Source organism: Crystallibacter permensis, from assembly GCF_025960875.1.
Taxonomy (GTDB): Bacteria; Actinomycetota; Actinomycetes; order Actinomycetales; family Micrococcaceae; genus Crystallibacter; species Crystallibacter permensis.
The window spans coordinates 77,727-92,182 of sequence record NZ_JAODLR010000001.1 but is presented as its reverse complement, the minus strand read 5'-3'; the positions used below and the strand labels follow the sequence as shown (position 1 = coordinate 92,182).

Genomic DNA, 14,456 nt, shown 5'->3' with positions numbered 1-14,456 from the left:
ACAGCAAAGCGGCGGAGGCCGGCGGGAAGCCGCCGGCCTCCGCCTACGGCTCAGTGCGCGGCGGCCTGAGCGGCGGTAATCAGATCCCGCATGGACTCGTTGAGCGCCACCAGCTGCTCGCGGTCCAGCCCGAGCCGCTGCAACATGGCGCCCGGCACGGACAGGGCATCTTCCCGCAAAGCTTTGCCCTTCACCGTCAGTCCGATGGCCAGGGCGCGTTCGTTCCCCGGTATCCGGTCACGGGTGATGAGTCCGGCGGCTTCGAGCCGCTTGAGCATCGGCGAGAGCGTGGCGGGCTCCTGGGCCAGGGCTTCGCCAAGATCCTTGACCATCCGGGGGCTTTTTTCCCACAGCGCCAGCATCACCAGGTACTGGGGATGGGTGATGCCGAGTTTCTCGAGGACCGGTTTATAAGCGCCGATCACGCTGCGGGAGGCTACTGACAAAGCGAAGCAGAGCTGGTGTTCGAGCAGCAGGTCCTCGTCCCGGTGTACGGCTGCGGTCATACGGATCACATCCCTTCAAATAGTTAGCGCACTAAGTGTTAGCCTATGCTGGAAGAAGGAATCATTCCAATTGGCGGAGCAGACGTAAGGGGGCCCACAATGGCCGGCAAGAAGAACTCGGTGCAGAGGTTCATGAACTTCACCGGCAAACTTCGCATGATCTTGGGCCCCGCGCAAAAGAGCGGCGTGGACCATCCCATGACCGAGGACAACCGGCGCCTGCTGCAGGAACGCGAAGCGGACGCGGCGCAGTGGGAAACGGTGCGCCGGGCGGACGGCAGTACCTACATCGTGCCCAAAAAGCAGTAGAAGTCGTACACTGGTCATACGGATAACAGCCTCGTCAAGAAGGTGATTCAGATGGCTGAGAATTCGCGCTTCCTCCGCACATTCATGCGTATAACCGCGGAGGCCGCCAAAGTGTGGGGTCCAGCAGACCGGATTGATTCTGATACCCCAGTGGTCCACAAGCACGACGACGCCGAAAAGGCCTCGGAAGAGCAGCTTGCGGAAATTGAGGTGGAGCGGGACGCCGAAGGCCATGCCTATGCAATCCGCAAACACCGTAACGTGACCTGAGGCCAAATCCAACTAGCCAACAAAAAAGACCGACGGCGGTTCCTGCGTAAAGCGGGACCGCCGTCGGTCTTCGTTTTGGTCAGTGGCGGATCAGCGTCCAGTGCCGCCGTACACGGTGGCCTCGTCCTCGGTGTCCAGGCCGAAGGCAGCATGGACGGCGCGCACGGCGGTGTCCAGCAGATCGGCGTGGGTGACGATCGAGATGCGGATCTCGGACGTGGAGATCATGTCCACGTTCACGCCCGCCTTGTGCAGGGCATCGAAGAACTTGTAGGAAACGCCGGGGTTGGAGCGCATGCCCGCACCGATCAGGGACAGCTTGCCCACCTGGTCGTTGTAGTCGATGCTGTCGAACCCAACCACGTCCTGGGAGGCCCGGAGCGCTTCCAAGGCTTCCTTCCCCTCCACCATGGGAAGCGTGAACGAGATGTCCGTCTTGCCGGTTCCCTTGGTGGAAACGTTCTGCACGATCATGTCGATGTTGGAGTGGGCGCCGGCAACAATGCCGAACAGCTCTGCCGCCTTGCCGGGGATGTCGGGCACGCCGATGATGGTGACCTTGGCTTCGGAACGGTCATGGGCCACTCCGGAAATGATGGGCTGTTCCATGGGTTCTCCCTCTTGGATCTTGATCTTGTCGTCGGGGCTGGGCAGCACCCAGGTCCCTTCGTTGGTGCTGAACGACGAGCGCACGTGCAGCGGGACACCGAAGCGGCGGGCGTATTCCACGCAGCGCAGGTGCAGGATCTTGGATCCCGAGGCTGCCATTTCCAGCATTTCCTCGCTGGAGATCTCGTCGATCTTCTGCGCGTTGGTGACGACGCGGGGATCCGCGGTGTAGATGCCGTCGACGTCCGTGTAGATCTCGCAGGAATCGGCGTCCAGCGCCGCGGCCAGTGCCACTGCGGTGGTGTCGGAACCGCCGCGGCCCAGCGTGGTGATGTCCTGACTTTCGCGGCTCATGCCTTGGAAGCCGGCAACAATCGCGATGTCGCCCTTCTCCAGCGCCGTCTTCACCCGGTGCGGGGAGACATCAATGATGCGGGCCTTGCCGTGGATGGCATCGGTAATCATGCCGGCCTGGCTGCCGGTGAAGGACTGGGCCGTGGCGCCCTGCTCCTGGATAGCCATGGCCAGCAGGGACATGGAAATTCGTTCGCCGGCGCTCAGCAGCATATCCATCTCGCGTGCGCTGGGGGCGGAGGTAATCTGGTCAGCAAGATCAAGCAGCTCGTCGGTGGTGTCGCCCATCGCGGACACAACAACCACAACTTCGTTGCCGGCAGCCTGCGTGTCGACCACGCGCTGGGCAACCCGCTTGATGCCTTCGGCGTCCGATACTGAGGAACCACCAAACTTCTGCACTATCAAGCTCATGCGCTCTCTAAACAACTCCTGGATTGGCGCCGACCGGCAGCCGGGCACGGTAGGCAATTGGGAAATCTGCCGATGGATACGCGTCGGCTGCAGACGCACTCGGCAAGGAAAGTCTAGCGCCGCGGAGCTACCCGCGGTGAATAGATTTGAACAAACAGGCCAGTGTGACCTTCGGAAAATCAGGAACCACGACGGCGGCGGACCGGCTTACGCGCGGCAGTTGCCGCCGTCGTTGGTTGGGTTTTATCGGTGTCAGTGTGTGCCGATGTGGCCGTCGCCGCTGCCGAGCACCGCGTGCAGGAATGCCTGCGTCCGCTCGTGCTGCGGGTTAGTGAACATGACGTCCGGCGTGGCCTCTTCCACCACGCGGCCGCCGTCGAACATCATCACCCGGTTGGAAACATCGCGGGCGAACTGCATCTCGTGCGTGACGATCAGCATGGTGATGTCGGTGGTTTCGGCAATGTGGCGCAGAATGCCGAGCACTTCGCCCACAATTTCCGGGTCCAGCGCCGAGGTGACCTCGTCCAGCAGCAGGATGTCCGGATCCATGGCCAGGGCGCGCGCAATCGCGACGCGCTGCTGCTGGCCGCCGGACAGCTGCAGCGGATGGGCGTTGGCCTTGCCCGGAAGCCCCACGCTTTCGAGCAGTTCCATGGCGCGCTTGGTAGCCTCCGCCTTGGACTGGCCGAGCACATGGACAGGCGCCTCGATGATGTTTTCCAGCACGGTCATGTTGGGAAACAGGTTGAACTGCTGGAAAACCATGCCGATGCGCTTGCGGATCTGCTTCTGGGCCTTCTCGCTGCGCGCAACGCGCTTGCCATCGCGCAGCTCGTGGGTGAGCGGCTCGCCGTCGATGTAGATATACCCGTCGCTGAGGCTCTCCAAGGTCATGACCAGGCGGAGAATGGTGGTCTTGCCGGAGCCACTGGGGCCGATCAGGGTGACGCGGTCGCCCTTGGCCACCTCGAAATTAAGGTCCTTGAGGACCACGTTGTCGCCGAACCGCTTCTCCACATTCTCGAACCTGATGGCCGGAACGGCGGCTGCGGTGCCGTCACCGGCCGCGGCGTGGGGGTCAGTAGTTGTAGGCAAGGCGCTTTTCCAATCTGGAGATGAGCAGGGAGGTCGGGTAGCTGGCCAGCAGGAAAATCACGCCGGCCAGGGTGATGGCCTCCATATATCTGAAGTTGTTGCCGCCGAACGTGAGCCCGGCCCGGACCATTTCCACCACGCCGATGGTCAGCAGGAACGGGGTGTCCTTGAACATCGAAATGGCGTAGTTGCCCAACGCCGGAACCGTTGCCCGCAGGGCCTGTGGAACGATAACGGCAGTCCAGGCCCGCCGCTTCGACATGGACAGCGCGGTGGTTGCCTCCCACTGGCCCTTGGGAACCGAGTCAATGCCGGCCCGGTAGACCTCGGCCATGTAGGTGGAGTAGTGGATACCGAAGACCACGATGCCGATGGTCAGCGGCTCGATGGTCAGGAAGGTCCAGTAAGCGAACAGCAGCTGCACCACGATCGGCGTCATCCGGATGAAGTCGCCGATGAAAGTGATGACGGCGGCAATCGGTTTCGGCACCGACATGCGCAGGATCGCGATGAAGAGTCCGAGCACGGCCGCGATGGCGGTGCTCAGGACGGTGACAATTAGGGTGACCTGGACGAAGGCCAGGAGCAGTTCGGGCAATACCGCCCAGGCGGCGTCCCAATCCCATAAGCCGTTCATGCTTTGCGGCCTCCTTCCGCTGCGGCGGTCTCCGGAGTCTTCGGGGTCAGCGCCTCGCGCAGCGATTCGCCGCGGCCGAGGCGGTGTTTGGCCCGTACCTCAAGAGCGTTCATGATCAGCGTCAGGATGTACGCGATGACGAAGTAGATCACCAGGCTCACGCCGTAGGCGAAGAAGGTGTCCGTCTGTTCGCGCAGCTGTTCGGTGTGGTAGGTCAGGTCGGCGAGGGTGATGAAGCTGACGATTGCCGTGCCCTTGAGCATGTGGATGAGGTAGTTCGTGAGCGAGGGAATCATCAGTGCCCAGGCCTGCGGGAAGATGACACGGATCATCTGCTGCGATTTGGACATGCTCAACGCCGTCGTGGCTTCCCATTGCCCAGTCGGAACCGAATTGATGGATCCGCGCACTACCTCGGCCGCGTAGGCACCGTAGTTGAGCCCGAGGCCGAGGATGCCGCAGACCATCGCCGGCAGCGCCAGCCCCAGCTGCGGCAGAACGAAGAAGAAGAAGAACAGCTGGACTACCAGCGAAGTGCCGCGGAAAAATTCCATGATCGCCCGGCACAGGCCGCGGAGCACAATGTTGTGCAGCCGCGAGCCCAGGCCGAGGACCACGGCAATAACCATCGCCAGCAGGGCGCCGCCGAGGGTCAGCTGAAGGGTAATCCACAACCCGTCCAGGATCCTCGGCCACGCCTCTGCCAGCGCTTCGAAATTGCTTTCCATAAAGGTGGACTAGCCCAAATCTCCGGAGCAGAGCTGCTCGGTCGTCAGGTCCTTGGGCGGGAGGTTCTCGGCGGTGAAGCCGAAGTCGCCCACTACGTCCACGTAGGTCTCTTCTGACTCGGTGATCTTGGCCAGCTCGGAGTTGTAGGCCTCCAACAGTTCCGTGTCGCCCTGGCGGAAGACCGTGGCGCCGGCACCGATTTGCTCTACGCCGTCGATGACCTGGACAAAGGGTTCCGTAACCTCGACGCCGGCGTCCGGATTCTTCTCGGCCAGCCAGTTCAGGGAGATGGCCGTCATGGCGAAGGCGTCAGCGCGCCCTGCCGCGACGGTGTCCATGCCGTCCTGGGCATTGCCGACGGACTGGGGATCCAGGCCCAGTTTGTCGGCGTAGCCGGCTTCGATACCGCCGGAGAGAACGGCCAGCTTGATGTCCTCGCCGCCTTCTTCAGCAGCCACGATCGAATCCAGGTCCGTCAGGTTCTTCGGGTTGCCCTCCTGAACCATCAACGCGGTGGTGTACATGATTTCCGGGTCGCTGAAGGCCGCCTGCTCGCAGCGCTCCGGCAGGATGGACATGCCGGCACTGACCACGTCGAACCGGCCTGCATTCAGACCCGGGATCAGTGCGTCCCAATCCACCAGCTTCGCTTCAACGTTCTCGACGCCGAGCCCGCTGAAGATTTTCTCGTGCATGGCAATGGTGGCACCGGTGGCCTCGCCACCTTCCTGGAAGGAATACGGGGCCTCGCCCGCGATGCCAACGGTGACGGTGCCCGATTCCTGGATTTCCGCCAGGGTGCCGCCGGCCGCCGGGCTCGCGCCCTCTTCTCCGCCGCCCTGCTCGATCTGTCCGTCGCCGCAGCCGGCCATCAGTACCAAGGCCAGCACGCTTCCCGCGGCCAGTGCCGCCCGGGACTTAGTGGTACGAGCGTTCATCATGTTCCTCTTTCGGTCGTGAAATGGGCGAAGCCACCCGGTCTACGCACATGCGCACCCCAGCCGACCCGACCCGAATTTGGGATGACTGAGGTCCACGCTAGTAATTTTCGCCACCACATACAATCTGCAAGTCTGCATGTATGATTGTCGACAGTAGTGCGACCCGGGGTGTTCCTTCCCGGTTTAGGGCTAAATTCCGCGTACTTCCGCGGATGTCGGCCCTCACACTTATACTGATTACGATTTGGCCACGATGCGGATTCGTCCCCAACCTGTGCACCATGCAGGAGTAATCCGGGTGCCAAACGCAAGACACGTAAGGACCCAGATGCCCCATCCCTCTGCACACCGCAACGCGCCGGCCGTCCTGAGAGTGCATCGTCCCTCGACCGTGGACCTGATCGCTACGGAACTGCGCAACGCCATCTATTCCGGTGCGCTGGCCGTACGTTCACCGCTGCGCGAAGTGGAAATCGCCCGGCAACTCGGCGTGAGCCGCAGCCCCTTGCGCGAAGCCGCCCAGCGTTTGGTTCAGGAAGGGCTGCTGACGGCCAAACCGGGGCAGGGGATGCGGGTGGCCGTGGTCGGCGAAGACCGGCTGGATGACCTGTTCGAGGCCCGGGTCGCGGTGGAGACCCACGCTGCCCGGATGATCATCGATAAGCACGACGGCGCCGCTGTCGCCAAGGTTCAGAGCGCTTTCGACCACCTGTTGCGGACGGCCGAGGGTAACGATGCCCGTGCCATCGGTGACGCGGACCTGGATTTCCACTTCGCCCTGGTCGATGCTGCGGACAATGCACATCTGAGCCGTTACATGTCAACGCTAGTCGTGGAGACCCGGCTCGCGAGCTTCAGCAGCAAGCGCGGCTATGTCGTGCGGAAGGACATCACCCAATCGCACCACGGCATCATGGCCGCGCTGCAGGACTGGGATGCCGAGGCAGCGGCCGATGCCATCAGGGATCATATGGTCGAGGCGGTAGACCGGCTGACGGGCGTACTCGAAGAGCGCGGCGTTCACGTGGAAACGGTCACCGAAGAGCCCACGCCCGCGGGAGCCTACGCATTGGGGCCGATCACCCAGCCGCTTACGGAGCTTTCCTAAACTCCAGCTAGCTGACCTGGCGCCGGCCTTCGAAGGCCCGGCCTAGCGTCACTTCGTCGGCGTATTCCAGGTCGCCTCCGACTGGCAGGCCCGAAGCCAGCCGGGTGACCTTTATGCCGAAGTCCTTGAGCAGCCGTCCCACGTAGGTCGCAGTCGCCTCGCCCTCCAGATTGGGGTCCGTGGCGATGATGATCTCCTGGACCTGGCCATCGGCGAGCCGGGTCAGCAGTTCCCGCATCCGCAGCTGATCGGGACCGACGCCGCCGATCGGATTGATGGCGCCGCCGAGCACATGGTAGCGGCCCCGGAAGGACCGGGTGCGCTCAACGGCCATGACGTCCTTCGACTCCTCCACCACGCAGATCACAGTGGGATCCCGCCGGGGATCACGGCAGATGTTGCAGGTTTCCTGCTCGGAGACGTTGCCGCAGATCGAACAGAACTTCACCCGCTCCTTGACATTGGTGATGGCCTGCACCAGTTGCTTCATGTCGGCCGGTTCGGCTTCAAGGATGTAGAAAGCGATGCGCTGGGCGGACTTCGGTCCGATACCGGGAAGCCGGCCAAGCTCGTCGATTAGCTCCTGGACGGCACCTTCGTACACTGAACCTCAATCTCCAAACAGTTTTAGGAACCGTCGAGGCTCTGTTCCTCAATCAGCCGGCCGCCCAAAATCCGTTCAATGGCGGCGCGGCCTACCAAGCCCGAGTCTTCGATGGCTAAGTCATCTTCACTGGGGATGTCCTCGACGTGCCTCAAGTTTAGGCCACTGCCGCCCTTGCTGCCGAAGCCAGGCCCAGCGGGAGCGCCGGCAGGCCGGCTTTGCGCCTCGGCAGCCCTGGCCTGGTTCAGCAACCGCTGGTAGCGGCTCATGGGTTTATTGGGATCCGGTGCAGCTGCCGCGTCAGGAGTCTGGGCCGAAGCTGGAGCAGGAGCAGGAGCTGGAGCTGGAGCAGGAGTAGGCGCAGGCGCCGACGCCGGGGCTTGGGATGTTGCTGGCGCCTGCGGGGAGGCTTGGGCCGGAGCTGGCGGTGATGCCGGTGACGGGACGTGGGGCCGCCTTGGCTCGAAGTCCGGGCTGGCGTCCCATTCTTCGGACGGCGGTTCCTCATCCGAGAAGGGAATGTCGTCGTAGGGAGACTTCGGCACATTTGGCACATTCGGCGCAATAAGCGTTTCAGGCCGCGGCCGACTGGTCGCAGGACGCTGTCCGTTTTGCGCGGGAGCTTGCGGCGCAGACGCTTCACCGGAAGCCTGAGGCGGTTCCCACACGGTTGGCCTGGCGGCTGCCGGTTGTCCTTGGGCGAGGTGGCCGAACACCGGCCGTTCCCCTGGCGCCGGCGGGGGTACGGTGACCGGTTCCGCTGCTACCGGACGGGGCGCCACGGCGGAGGGTGCGCTTGCCGCGGACGGTGCGCTCTGCGCGGAGACGCTGCTGGCAGCCGATGGGCTGCTCTGGGCTGAAGGTGCGCTTTGCGCTGACACGGCACTGGTGCCTGACGGAGTGCTGGCGGCAGACGGTGTGCTTAGAGCGGATGTTGCGCTGGCTCCCGATGGAACACTGCCCGCGGATGGTGCGCTTTGTCCAGACGCCATGCTGCTGGTGGAGGGCGCGCTCTGTGCAGAAGGTTCGCTGACCGCCGACGGAGTCCGGGCGGGGAGCGTGGTGGTTGCAGTAGCAGCGCCTGCTGATTGAACACCCGCGGATCCCGAGTTGGCGCCCGGGACAGGAGCCACCGGTCCCCAGACATTGCCGGCATCCTGCGCGGGAACAGGCTGACGATTTTGGGCAGGCTCAGCCGCAGGCGCCGCAGGGGAGCTGGCGGTGGGCGTGGCCGGTGCGGGCGCGTTCATAGTCCGTGGTGCCGCACCGTCTGCCGGCGGCTGCCAGCTAGTAGGTACTTTTGGGGCGGGTTCACCCGCTGCCCGGGCAGAGCCTCCGGCCGTAACATCGACTGCGCAGTCGACGCCGAGCACCTTGAAGATGCATTGTCTGAGGATTCCTGCGTTCTCCTGCTTGCTGTTGAACGCATTCATCGCACCGGAGTTCGAGAAGGCCACTGTCAGCGTCCGGCCGTCGAAGCCGGCAAGCGAGGTGTGTGGTTCGACTGTCATCCAGAGGAACTTCTTCTCGGTTTTCAGGACATCCATGATTTCCGGCCACGCGCGGCGGAACATCTCCACCGAACCGGTGGCACCAGACGCGGCAGGGCGCTGTTGGGATGGCGCGGCGAGGGGGACCGATTGCGCCGACGGCGGAGCTTGGTGGCTTGTTGGGGCGCCCGGCTGCGTTGTGGATCGCGGGCCTGACTGCGCAGGGGAAGCGGGGCCTGCTTGTGCTGCCGCGGGTGCAGCCGGTTGGCCCGGTGCACGCTGCTGTGCCGGTGCCGGTGCTTGTTGGCCTGGTGCTGCCTGTTCCGCAGGAACTTCAGGCCCGGGGGTGGCGGGCTTCGCCGGTTCGGGCTCGGGAACCGCGCCCCAGGTACCGCCCCAATCACGCGAGGCAGGAGGTTCTTCCGCCTGCGGTGCGGCAGGGGCTGCGGAGGTTGCAGGAGCAGGCGCCGGCTGACCGGAGCCAGCCGCCGGTTCTGCCTGGGCAGGCCGAGCCTGGGGCTCAGCCTGGGCGGGCTGGGCCTGAGAACCCGTTGGCACAGTCTCGGCAGCCGGCTGCGGTTGCGGTTCCTGCGAGGGCTGGGTGGGAGCGGGAGCGTACTGTGGCGCGGGCTCGACGGGGGCCGGGACGTTCTGCGGCGATGGCTGCGTTTCTGCTGTCGGTGCTGCTTGGGTGCGCGCGGCGCGCAGCGCCTCCCGCACTTTGGCTGCCCCGCCGGCGCCTTCAGCACTTGGTACGGAAGGTGCGGACCCGGCGTCGTAATTGGTTTCGGTGGCGGGTGGAGCGTGGTTGGGCGCTCCGGCGGGAAGCTCCCCGGCATACGCGAGCCGGCGTTCGATCCGGTCCACACGGGCGGCGACGCCTCGTTCCGCCTGGTCGGCGACGGGGAGCAGGATGCGGGCACAGAGCAGTTCCAGATGCAGGCGCGGCGAGGTGGCGCCTGTCATTTCGGTGAGTGCCTGGTTGGTGATGTCCGCGGCGCGGGAGAGTTCGGAGGAGCCGAGCTGGTTGGCCTGGGTCTGCATCCGCGCGATCTGGTCTTCGGGGACACCGCGGAGAATGGCGTGGGCGCTCTCCGGCATGGCCTTGACGATGATCAGGTCGCGGAAGCGCTCGAGCAGGTCTTCGACGAAGCGGCGCGGGTCATGGCCGGTCTGCACCACGCGGTCCACGGCGTTGAATACGGTGGAGGCGTCCTGCGCGGCGAAGGCATCGACGACGTCGTCCAGCAGCGAGGCATGGGTGTAGCCGAGCAGGGAGACGGCCAGTTCGTAGTCCAGCCCTTCGGGCCCGGCGCCGGCCATGAGCTGGTCCAGCACGGAGAGCGAATCACGCACGGAGCCGCCGCCGGCACGGACGACGAGCGAGAGCACGCCCGGGGCCACCGGCACGTTTTCCTGGTTGCACAGCAGCTCCAGGTACTGCATCAGCGGCTCCGGCGGCACCAGCCGGAACGGGTAGTGGTGCGTGCGCGAGCGGATGGTGCCGATGACCTTGTCCGGCTCGGTGGTGGCGAAGATGAACTTGATGTGTTCCGGCGGCTCTTCCACGATCTTCAGCAGCGCGTTGAAGCCGGCCGACGTGACCATGTGGGCCTCGTCGATGATGAAGATTTTGTAGCGGTCCCGCACCGGGGCGAAGGTGGCGCGTTCGCGCAGATCGCGGGCGTCGTCCACACCACCGTGGCTGGCGGCGTCGATCTCGATGACGTCCAGGCTGCCCGGGCCGCCGCGGCCGAGCTCAACGCAGGAATCGCATTGTCCGCAAGGGGTCGGCGTCGGGCCTTGGGCGCAGTTGAGGCAACGGGCCAGGATCCTGGCCGAGGTGGTCTTGCCGCAGCCGCGTGGGCCGGAGAACAGGTAGGCGTGGTTGACGCGGTTCTTCTGCAGAGCGGCCATCAGCGGATTTGTGACATGTTCCTGCCCAATAACGTCCGCGAAGGAATCGGGGCGGTAACGACGGTAGAGGGCTGTACTCACGATAAGAACCCTATCGGTTGCGGCTCGTACTTTGCATCAGGCATCCCGGCGCTGGGGATAGACGTAAAAGACCCCTCATGCACCTGCCAGAGCCCGCTTACCCTTGCTACCTTCCGGTCCTGGGGGAGTTCACAGGATGACACCACATGAGGGGCCGTCCAATAGTCTACCCGAGATGTCCGGGTGGCTGAAAATCGGCCCATCGCGGAGGGGTTGACAGCCCTTGGCGGAGGGGCGTCGAGGCGTCCCCGCGGGGGACGAAGCGGTTCTGATCGTGGCAATCGAGCAGACGGAGCCTCTTCGACTCGGCAAGCTCTAAGGACAGACGTTTCCGGAAGCGCGGATTCAGGTCCTTGCGACTGAGACTAACCAGCAAGGACTTCGTCCGGCGGGGCTAAAGTGACAAGCAGCGCAGCAACGCGCTTGTCATGAGACACGACCAGTCTTGCTCAGGAAGGCACTATGGCACGCACAATTGTCGTCACCGGCGCGGCATCAGGAATCGGTAAGGCGACCTCGCAGATCCTCGAGGACGGCGGGGACACTGTCCTCCGCATCGACCTCAAGGAAGGGGACATCACGGGCGACCTGGGCGACCCCGATTCGATCGCGCAGATAGCGAACGCAGTCGCCGAGAAGGCCGGTGGCGTCATCGATGGACTGGTCGCGAATGCGGGTGTCTCGGCTCCCACCGAGCTGTCACCGAAAATCAACTTCCTCGGCACGGTCCGGCTTATCGAGTCCCTCCGGCTCTGCTGGCGAAGTCGGACGCGCCGCGCGTGAGCGTGACGAGCTCGGCTGCGACCCTGCAAGGGAACGATCCGCAGCTCGTCGACCTGCTGCTCGCTGGCGACGCCGATGCCGCGTTGGCACGCGGGGCGCGAGCTGGCCGAGCAGGGCCCTGAGGTCGGTTACGCGAACTATTCGAGCTCAAAGCGGGCGATGTCCCGGTGGATCCGCCGCATGGCGCCGACCGACGCGTACGCGGGTGCCGGCATCGGTCTCAACGGCGTCGGGCCGGGACAGGTGCGCACCGGAATGACGAAGGACCTGTTCTCCACCGAGGAGGGGCGCAACCTAGCAGCCCAGGTTATGCCGGCCCCGTACAACGGCGTCGCCGAGGCCGAACATATTGGCGCAGTCCATGCCTTCCTCGTCTCCGCGCAGAACGCCCGTATGACGGGACAGGTCGTCTTCGTCGACGGAGGCTACGACGCGCTGTGGCGAGGCGACGACATCTGGGAATCCGTCTGAGCAGTCGCCGAAGGCGACTCGCTGCGATCGATTAGTCCCGGAGGAGAAGGGGCGGGAACCGTCACTGTGCCCGAGAATAGCCGCAGGTGTTGCTCCGGCAAACAGGAAAAGCGGCAGCGAACGGATGTGCCTGGTGACGTGGGTCGCGCGATTCGCCACTTTCGGAAACGGTCAGGTAGTCTTGTACCTGCTCTTGTTGAGCAAAACATCTGGAGGATTCGCCTAGCGGCCTATGGCGCACGCCTGGAACGCGTGTTGGGTTCACGCCCTCGGGGGTTCAAATCCCCCATCCTCCGCGGATAGGAAAAAGCCTCGCCCCTGTGGCGGGGCTTTTTTCTTTAAGTGGCGGCCTTGTTTTGGCCGATTCGGCGTTGGCCCGCCGAGGCTAACAGGGATTAGACGCAACTGGCGCTAAAATCCGGTGATACGTACCATCGGCCGGGGCTGGCCGTACAAGCAGGGAGCGTTATGTCGAAAGTTGATGTACTGCGGCGGATCGTTGCAGGAACACTCCAACATCGAAAAAAGACGGTCGACGCCGCCAACCGGCAGATCAAGCTCCTTGAAGAGCAGAACAAGCTGCTGAAGTCGCTCGTCCAGACCCAGAATTCGCTCGTCCAGACCGAGAAGAAGCGTGACGAGGTTATCGCGAAGCTGCACTGGGAGGCCCAGCGCACGCGTACGATCGCGGAGAACATCCGCGGAGCCGTCATGGCGCCTATCCGCCAGGACATTGCTGAGGTGATGCAGGCCAAGCAGTTGGATCACCTGGAGACGTTGGCGGTCATCCGTGACGAGCGTAAGAGCTTTGCGCGGTTCGGCGACGGAGAGTTCCGTCTGATGTACCGCCGCGAGCACAAGCTGAAGTTCCATAAGAACTCACCGGAGCTGATGACCGCGCTGAAGAGCGTCCTGGTGTCGCCCCATCCCGACACTTTGCTTGGAATGCGCAGGTGTTCCTGGGGCTGCACTGGTCCATCGTGTTTGCGGAGACCTGGCATTTCGTCGGGCCGCTGGTGGCAACACAGGAACGTTTCGGCAACAGCCATGTGACCCGCCCTGCCATGTTCGACGAATACGGTCAGGACGCCGTGGAGGCGTGGCGGTCTGTCTGGGCCGGCCGGGATGCAGCCGTGATTACCGGCGAAGGTTCCCGCTTCGACCTGATCGACCCCTTGTTTGGCTCGCTGCGCAGTTCTACGGAGTTCTTCTCGAAGCCGACGGACGCCTTCGACGATCTGCCCCGACTGGTGGACCAGGTTGTTGCCTCCGGGCTGGATCTGGCGTTGCTCTCGCTGGGGCCCGCGGCGACGGTGGCGGCAGACATGCTCGCCGCGCGCGGAGTGCAGGCTTTGGATATCGGACACCTGTCGGCAAGTTACCTGAACGTTCTTGAGGGTGCCGCCCTGCCGGAGGAAATGCCGACTGCACGTCGGGTTGCGGCCGAGGTCACCGCCAAGTAGCCGGGATGCTGTTGCCCTAGCCGGTCCCCAGGTCACGCAGGTCCCCAACCGGCGCGGCCGGACCCGGGTGACTATACGGGGTAGGTGCGCTCGATGGCACGGAGCGCCGTTTCATAGGCAGCGGCCCAGTCGGTTCCGGGGACGTTGGCGAGTTCGAGGCTGACGAGCCCATGGACCTGGCCCCAAATGGCTGCGGCAACCAGCGACACGGATTCTTCGGATCCGGCCGCGGCGAGTGCTTTGCCGACTGCCTCGTATAGGGGCTGGATCGAGTTCGCGGAGGCGTCCGGACTAGGTTCGCAGGGGGTCTGCGCGGCTGCGGAGCCGAACATCAGCGCGTAGAACGCAGGGTGATCCAGGGCCCATTGGCGGTAAGCCCTGCCGAGTGCCGCCAGGCCGCGGGGCGAGGCGGCCCGTTGGGAATCCCCGAACGAGCGGAAGGCGTCGTCGACCACTGCTGTCAGCAGCTGCGACTTGCCGCCGAAAAGCGAGTAGACCGCCGTCGTCGATGTGTTGGCTGCTGCTGCCACATCACGCAACGCTACCCGGCTGGGTCCCCGCTCCGCCATGAGGTTCGCAGTGGTCTCGATGAGCCGCTGCCGCAGTTCGGAATCATAAACAGTAGGTCTTGCCATAGCCCCCATTGTTCCATAACATTGTTTTATAACGCCG

The 14,456-nt window shown here is 64.2% G+C and carries 16 protein-coding genes, 1 tRNA gene and 1 other RNA gene; 8 read left to right on the top strand and 10 right to left on the bottom strand.

Features of this window, described 5'->3' with window-relative positions:
• Window positions 1–50: 50 nt before the first annotated feature.
• Complete coding sequence (locus tag B0G38_RS00420; RefSeq protein WP_264667600.1) at window positions 51–506, bottom strand: MarR family winged helix-turn-helix transcriptional regulator; 456 nt, start codon at window positions 504–506, stop codon at window positions 51–53.
• Between the two features lie 99 nt (window positions 507–605).
• On the opposite strand from B0G38_RS00420, the gene B0G38_RS00415 reads away from it, so the two are divergent.
• A complete protein-coding gene (locus tag B0G38_RS00415; protein ID WP_264667599.1) occupies window positions 606–815 on the top strand; it encodes a hypothetical protein in 210 nt (69 codons plus the stop codon).
• A 51-nt stretch (window positions 816–866) separates the two neighbouring features.
• Window positions 867–1,085, top strand: coding sequence for a hypothetical protein (locus B0G38_RS00410; protein ID WP_264667598.1), 219 nt, complete (start codon window positions 867–869; stop codon window positions 1,083–1,085).
• 90 nt (window positions 1,086–1,175) lie between these two features.
• Here B0G38_RS00410 and B0G38_RS00405 read toward each other — a convergent pair whose 3' ends face one another.
• The 5 genes from B0G38_RS00405 to ehuB form a co-directional block, all read right to left on the bottom strand.
• The gene (locus B0G38_RS00405) at window positions 1,176–2,462 is read right to left on the bottom strand and encodes an aspartate kinase (RefSeq protein WP_264667597.1); all 1,287 of its coding nucleotides are present in this window, start codon (window positions 2,460–2,462) and stop codon (window positions 1,176–1,178) included.
• 252 nt (window positions 2,463–2,714) lie between these two features.
• Window positions 2,715–3,560, bottom strand: a complete 846-nt coding sequence (gene ehuA, locus B0G38_RS00400) for an ectoine/hydroxyectoine ABC transporter ATP-binding protein EhuA (protein WP_413542005.1) — start codon at window positions 3,558–3,560, stop codon at window positions 2,715–2,717.
• Window positions 3,544–4,197 carry an ectoine/hydroxyectoine ABC transporter permease subunit EhuD gene (gene ehuD, locus B0G38_RS00395; protein ID WP_264667596.1) on the bottom strand — a complete coding sequence of 218 codons (654 nt, stop codon included), beginning with the start codon at window positions 4,195–4,197 and terminating at the stop codon, window positions 3,544–3,546. Before ehuD ends, ehuA begins: the two co-directional genes overlap by 17 nt.
• Complete coding sequence (gene ehuC / locus B0G38_RS00390) at window positions 4,194–4,925, bottom strand: ectoine/hydroxyectoine ABC transporter permease subunit EhuC (protein WP_169992470.1); 732 nt, start codon at window positions 4,923–4,925, stop codon at window positions 4,194–4,196. Before ehuC ends, ehuD begins: the two co-directional genes overlap by 4 nt.
• 9 nt (window positions 4,926–4,934) lie before the next feature.
• Window positions 4,935–5,864, bottom strand: a complete 930-nt coding sequence (ehuB, locus tag B0G38_RS00385) for an ectoine/hydroxyectoine ABC transporter substrate-binding protein EhuB (protein ID WP_264667595.1) — start codon at window positions 5,862–5,864, stop codon at window positions 4,935–4,937.
• Window positions 5,865–6,195: 331 nt separating this feature from the next.
• Here ehuB and B0G38_RS00380 point away from each other — a divergent pair, with 331 nt between their 5' ends.
• Window positions 6,196–6,975, top strand: a complete 780-nt coding sequence (locus B0G38_RS00380; protein WP_264667594.1) for a GntR family transcriptional regulator — start codon at window positions 6,196–6,198, stop codon at window positions 6,973–6,975.
• Between the two features lie 7 nt (window positions 6,976–6,982).
• On the opposite strand, the gene recR is transcribed toward B0G38_RS00380, so the two are convergent.
• The 3 genes from recR to ffs form a co-directional block, all read right to left on the bottom strand.
• On the bottom strand, window positions 6,983–7,579 hold the full coding sequence (gene recR / locus B0G38_RS00375) for a recombination mediator RecR (RefSeq protein ID WP_169992473.1): 597 nt from the start codon (window positions 7,577–7,579) through the stop codon (window positions 6,983–6,985).
• 23 nt (window positions 7,580–7,602) lie between these two features.
• Window positions 7,603–11,067, bottom strand: a complete 3,465-nt coding sequence (locus tag B0G38_RS00370) for a DNA polymerase III subunit gamma and tau (protein WP_264667593.1) — start codon at window positions 11,065–11,067, stop codon at window positions 7,603–7,605.
• 63 nt (window positions 11,068–11,130) lie between these two features.
• An RNA gene (ffs, locus tag B0G38_RS00365) (signal recognition particle sRNA small type) lies at window positions 11,131–11,226 on the bottom strand.
• 303 nt (window positions 11,227–11,529) lie between these two features.
• Between ffs and B0G38_RS00360 the strand changes: the two genes are divergently transcribed.
• The 5 genes from B0G38_RS00360 to B0G38_RS00340 all read left to right on the top strand — a co-directional run bounded on the left by B0G38_RS00360 (window position 11,530) and on the right by B0G38_RS00340 (window position 13,784).
• Window positions 11,530–11,850: an SDR family NAD(P)-dependent oxidoreductase gene (locus B0G38_RS00360; RefSeq protein ID WP_264667592.1), complete on the top strand. Its 321-nt coding sequence runs from the start codon at window positions 11,530–11,532 to the stop codon at window positions 11,848–11,850.
• A gap of 75 nt (window positions 11,851–11,925) precedes the next feature.
• Entirely contained in the window at window positions 11,926–12,321 is a 396-nt protein-coding gene (locus B0G38_RS00355) for an SDR family oxidoreductase (RefSeq protein WP_264667591.1), read from the top strand.
• Between the two features lie 211 nt (window positions 12,322–12,532).
• Window positions 12,533–12,617: transfer RNA gene (locus B0G38_RS00350), tRNA-Ser, on the top strand.
• Window positions 12,618–12,789: 172 nt separating this feature from the next.
• Window positions 12,790–13,374, top strand: coding sequence for a GT-D fold domain-containing glycosyltransferase (locus B0G38_RS00345; RefSeq protein WP_264667590.1), 585 nt, complete (start codon window positions 12,790–12,792; stop codon window positions 13,372–13,374).
• A complete protein-coding gene (locus B0G38_RS00340) occupies window positions 13,338–13,784 on the top strand; it encodes a GT-D fold domain-containing glycosyltransferase (protein WP_264667589.1) in 447 nt (148 codons plus the stop codon). Before B0G38_RS00345 ends, B0G38_RS00340 begins: the two co-directional genes overlap by 37 nt.
• A 71-nt stretch (window positions 13,785–13,855) precedes the next feature.
• Here B0G38_RS00340 and B0G38_RS00335 read toward each other — a convergent pair whose 3' ends face one another.
• Window positions 13,856–14,419 (bottom strand): TetR/AcrR family transcriptional regulator, encoded by a 564-nt coding sequence (locus B0G38_RS00335; protein ID WP_264667588.1) that lies wholly within the window; start codon window positions 14,417–14,419, stop codon window positions 13,856–13,858.
• Window positions 14,420–14,456 lie beyond the last annotated feature (37 nt).

Excerpts from the sequence above, each read along its gene's own strand:
- ehuD (WP_264667596.1), bottom strand. The coding sequence starts at position 4,197 with ATGAACGGCTTATGGGATTGGGACGCCGCCTGGGCGGTATTGCCCGAA.
- B0G38_RS00405 (WP_264667597.1), bottom strand. The coding sequence starts at position 2,462 with ATGAGCTTGATAGTGCAGAAGTTTGGTGGTTCCTCAGTATCGGACGCC.
- B0G38_RS00420 (WP_264667600.1), bottom strand. The coding sequence starts at position 506 with ATGACCGCAGCCGTACACCGGGACGAGGACCTGCTGCTCGAACACCAG.
- B0G38_RS00335 (WP_264667588.1), bottom strand. The coding sequence starts at position 14,419 with ATGGCAAGACCTACTGTTTATGATTCCGAACTGCGGCAGCGGCTCATC.
- B0G38_RS00380 (WP_264667594.1), top strand. The coding sequence starts at position 6,196 with ATGCCCCATCCCTCTGCACACCGCAACGCGCCGGCCGTCCTGAGAGTG.
- B0G38_RS00345 (WP_264667590.1), top strand. The coding sequence starts at position 12,790 with ATGTCGAAAGTTGATGTACTGCGGCGGATCGTTGCAGGAACACTCCAA.
- ehuC (WP_169992470.1), bottom strand. The coding sequence starts at position 4,925 with ATGGAAAGCAATTTCGAAGCGCTGGCAGAGGCGTGGCCGAGGATCCTG.
- ehuB (WP_264667595.1), bottom strand. The coding sequence starts at position 5,864 with ATGAACGCTCGTACCACTAAGTCCCGGGCGGCACTGGCCGCGGGAAGC.
- B0G38_RS00360 (WP_264667592.1), top strand. The coding sequence starts at position 11,530 with ATGGCACGCACAATTGTCGTCACCGGCGCGGCATCAGGAATCGGTAAG.
- B0G38_RS00410 (WP_264667598.1), top strand. The coding sequence starts at position 867 with ATGGCTGAGAATTCGCGCTTCCTCCGCACATTCATGCGTATAACCGCG.
- B0G38_RS00415 (WP_264667599.1), top strand. The coding sequence starts at position 606 with ATGGCCGGCAAGAAGAACTCGGTGCAGAGGTTCATGAACTTCACCGGC.
- B0G38_RS00355 (WP_264667591.1), top strand. The coding sequence starts at position 11,926 with ATGCCGCGTTGGCACGCGGGGCGCGAGCTGGCCGAGCAGGGCCCTGAG.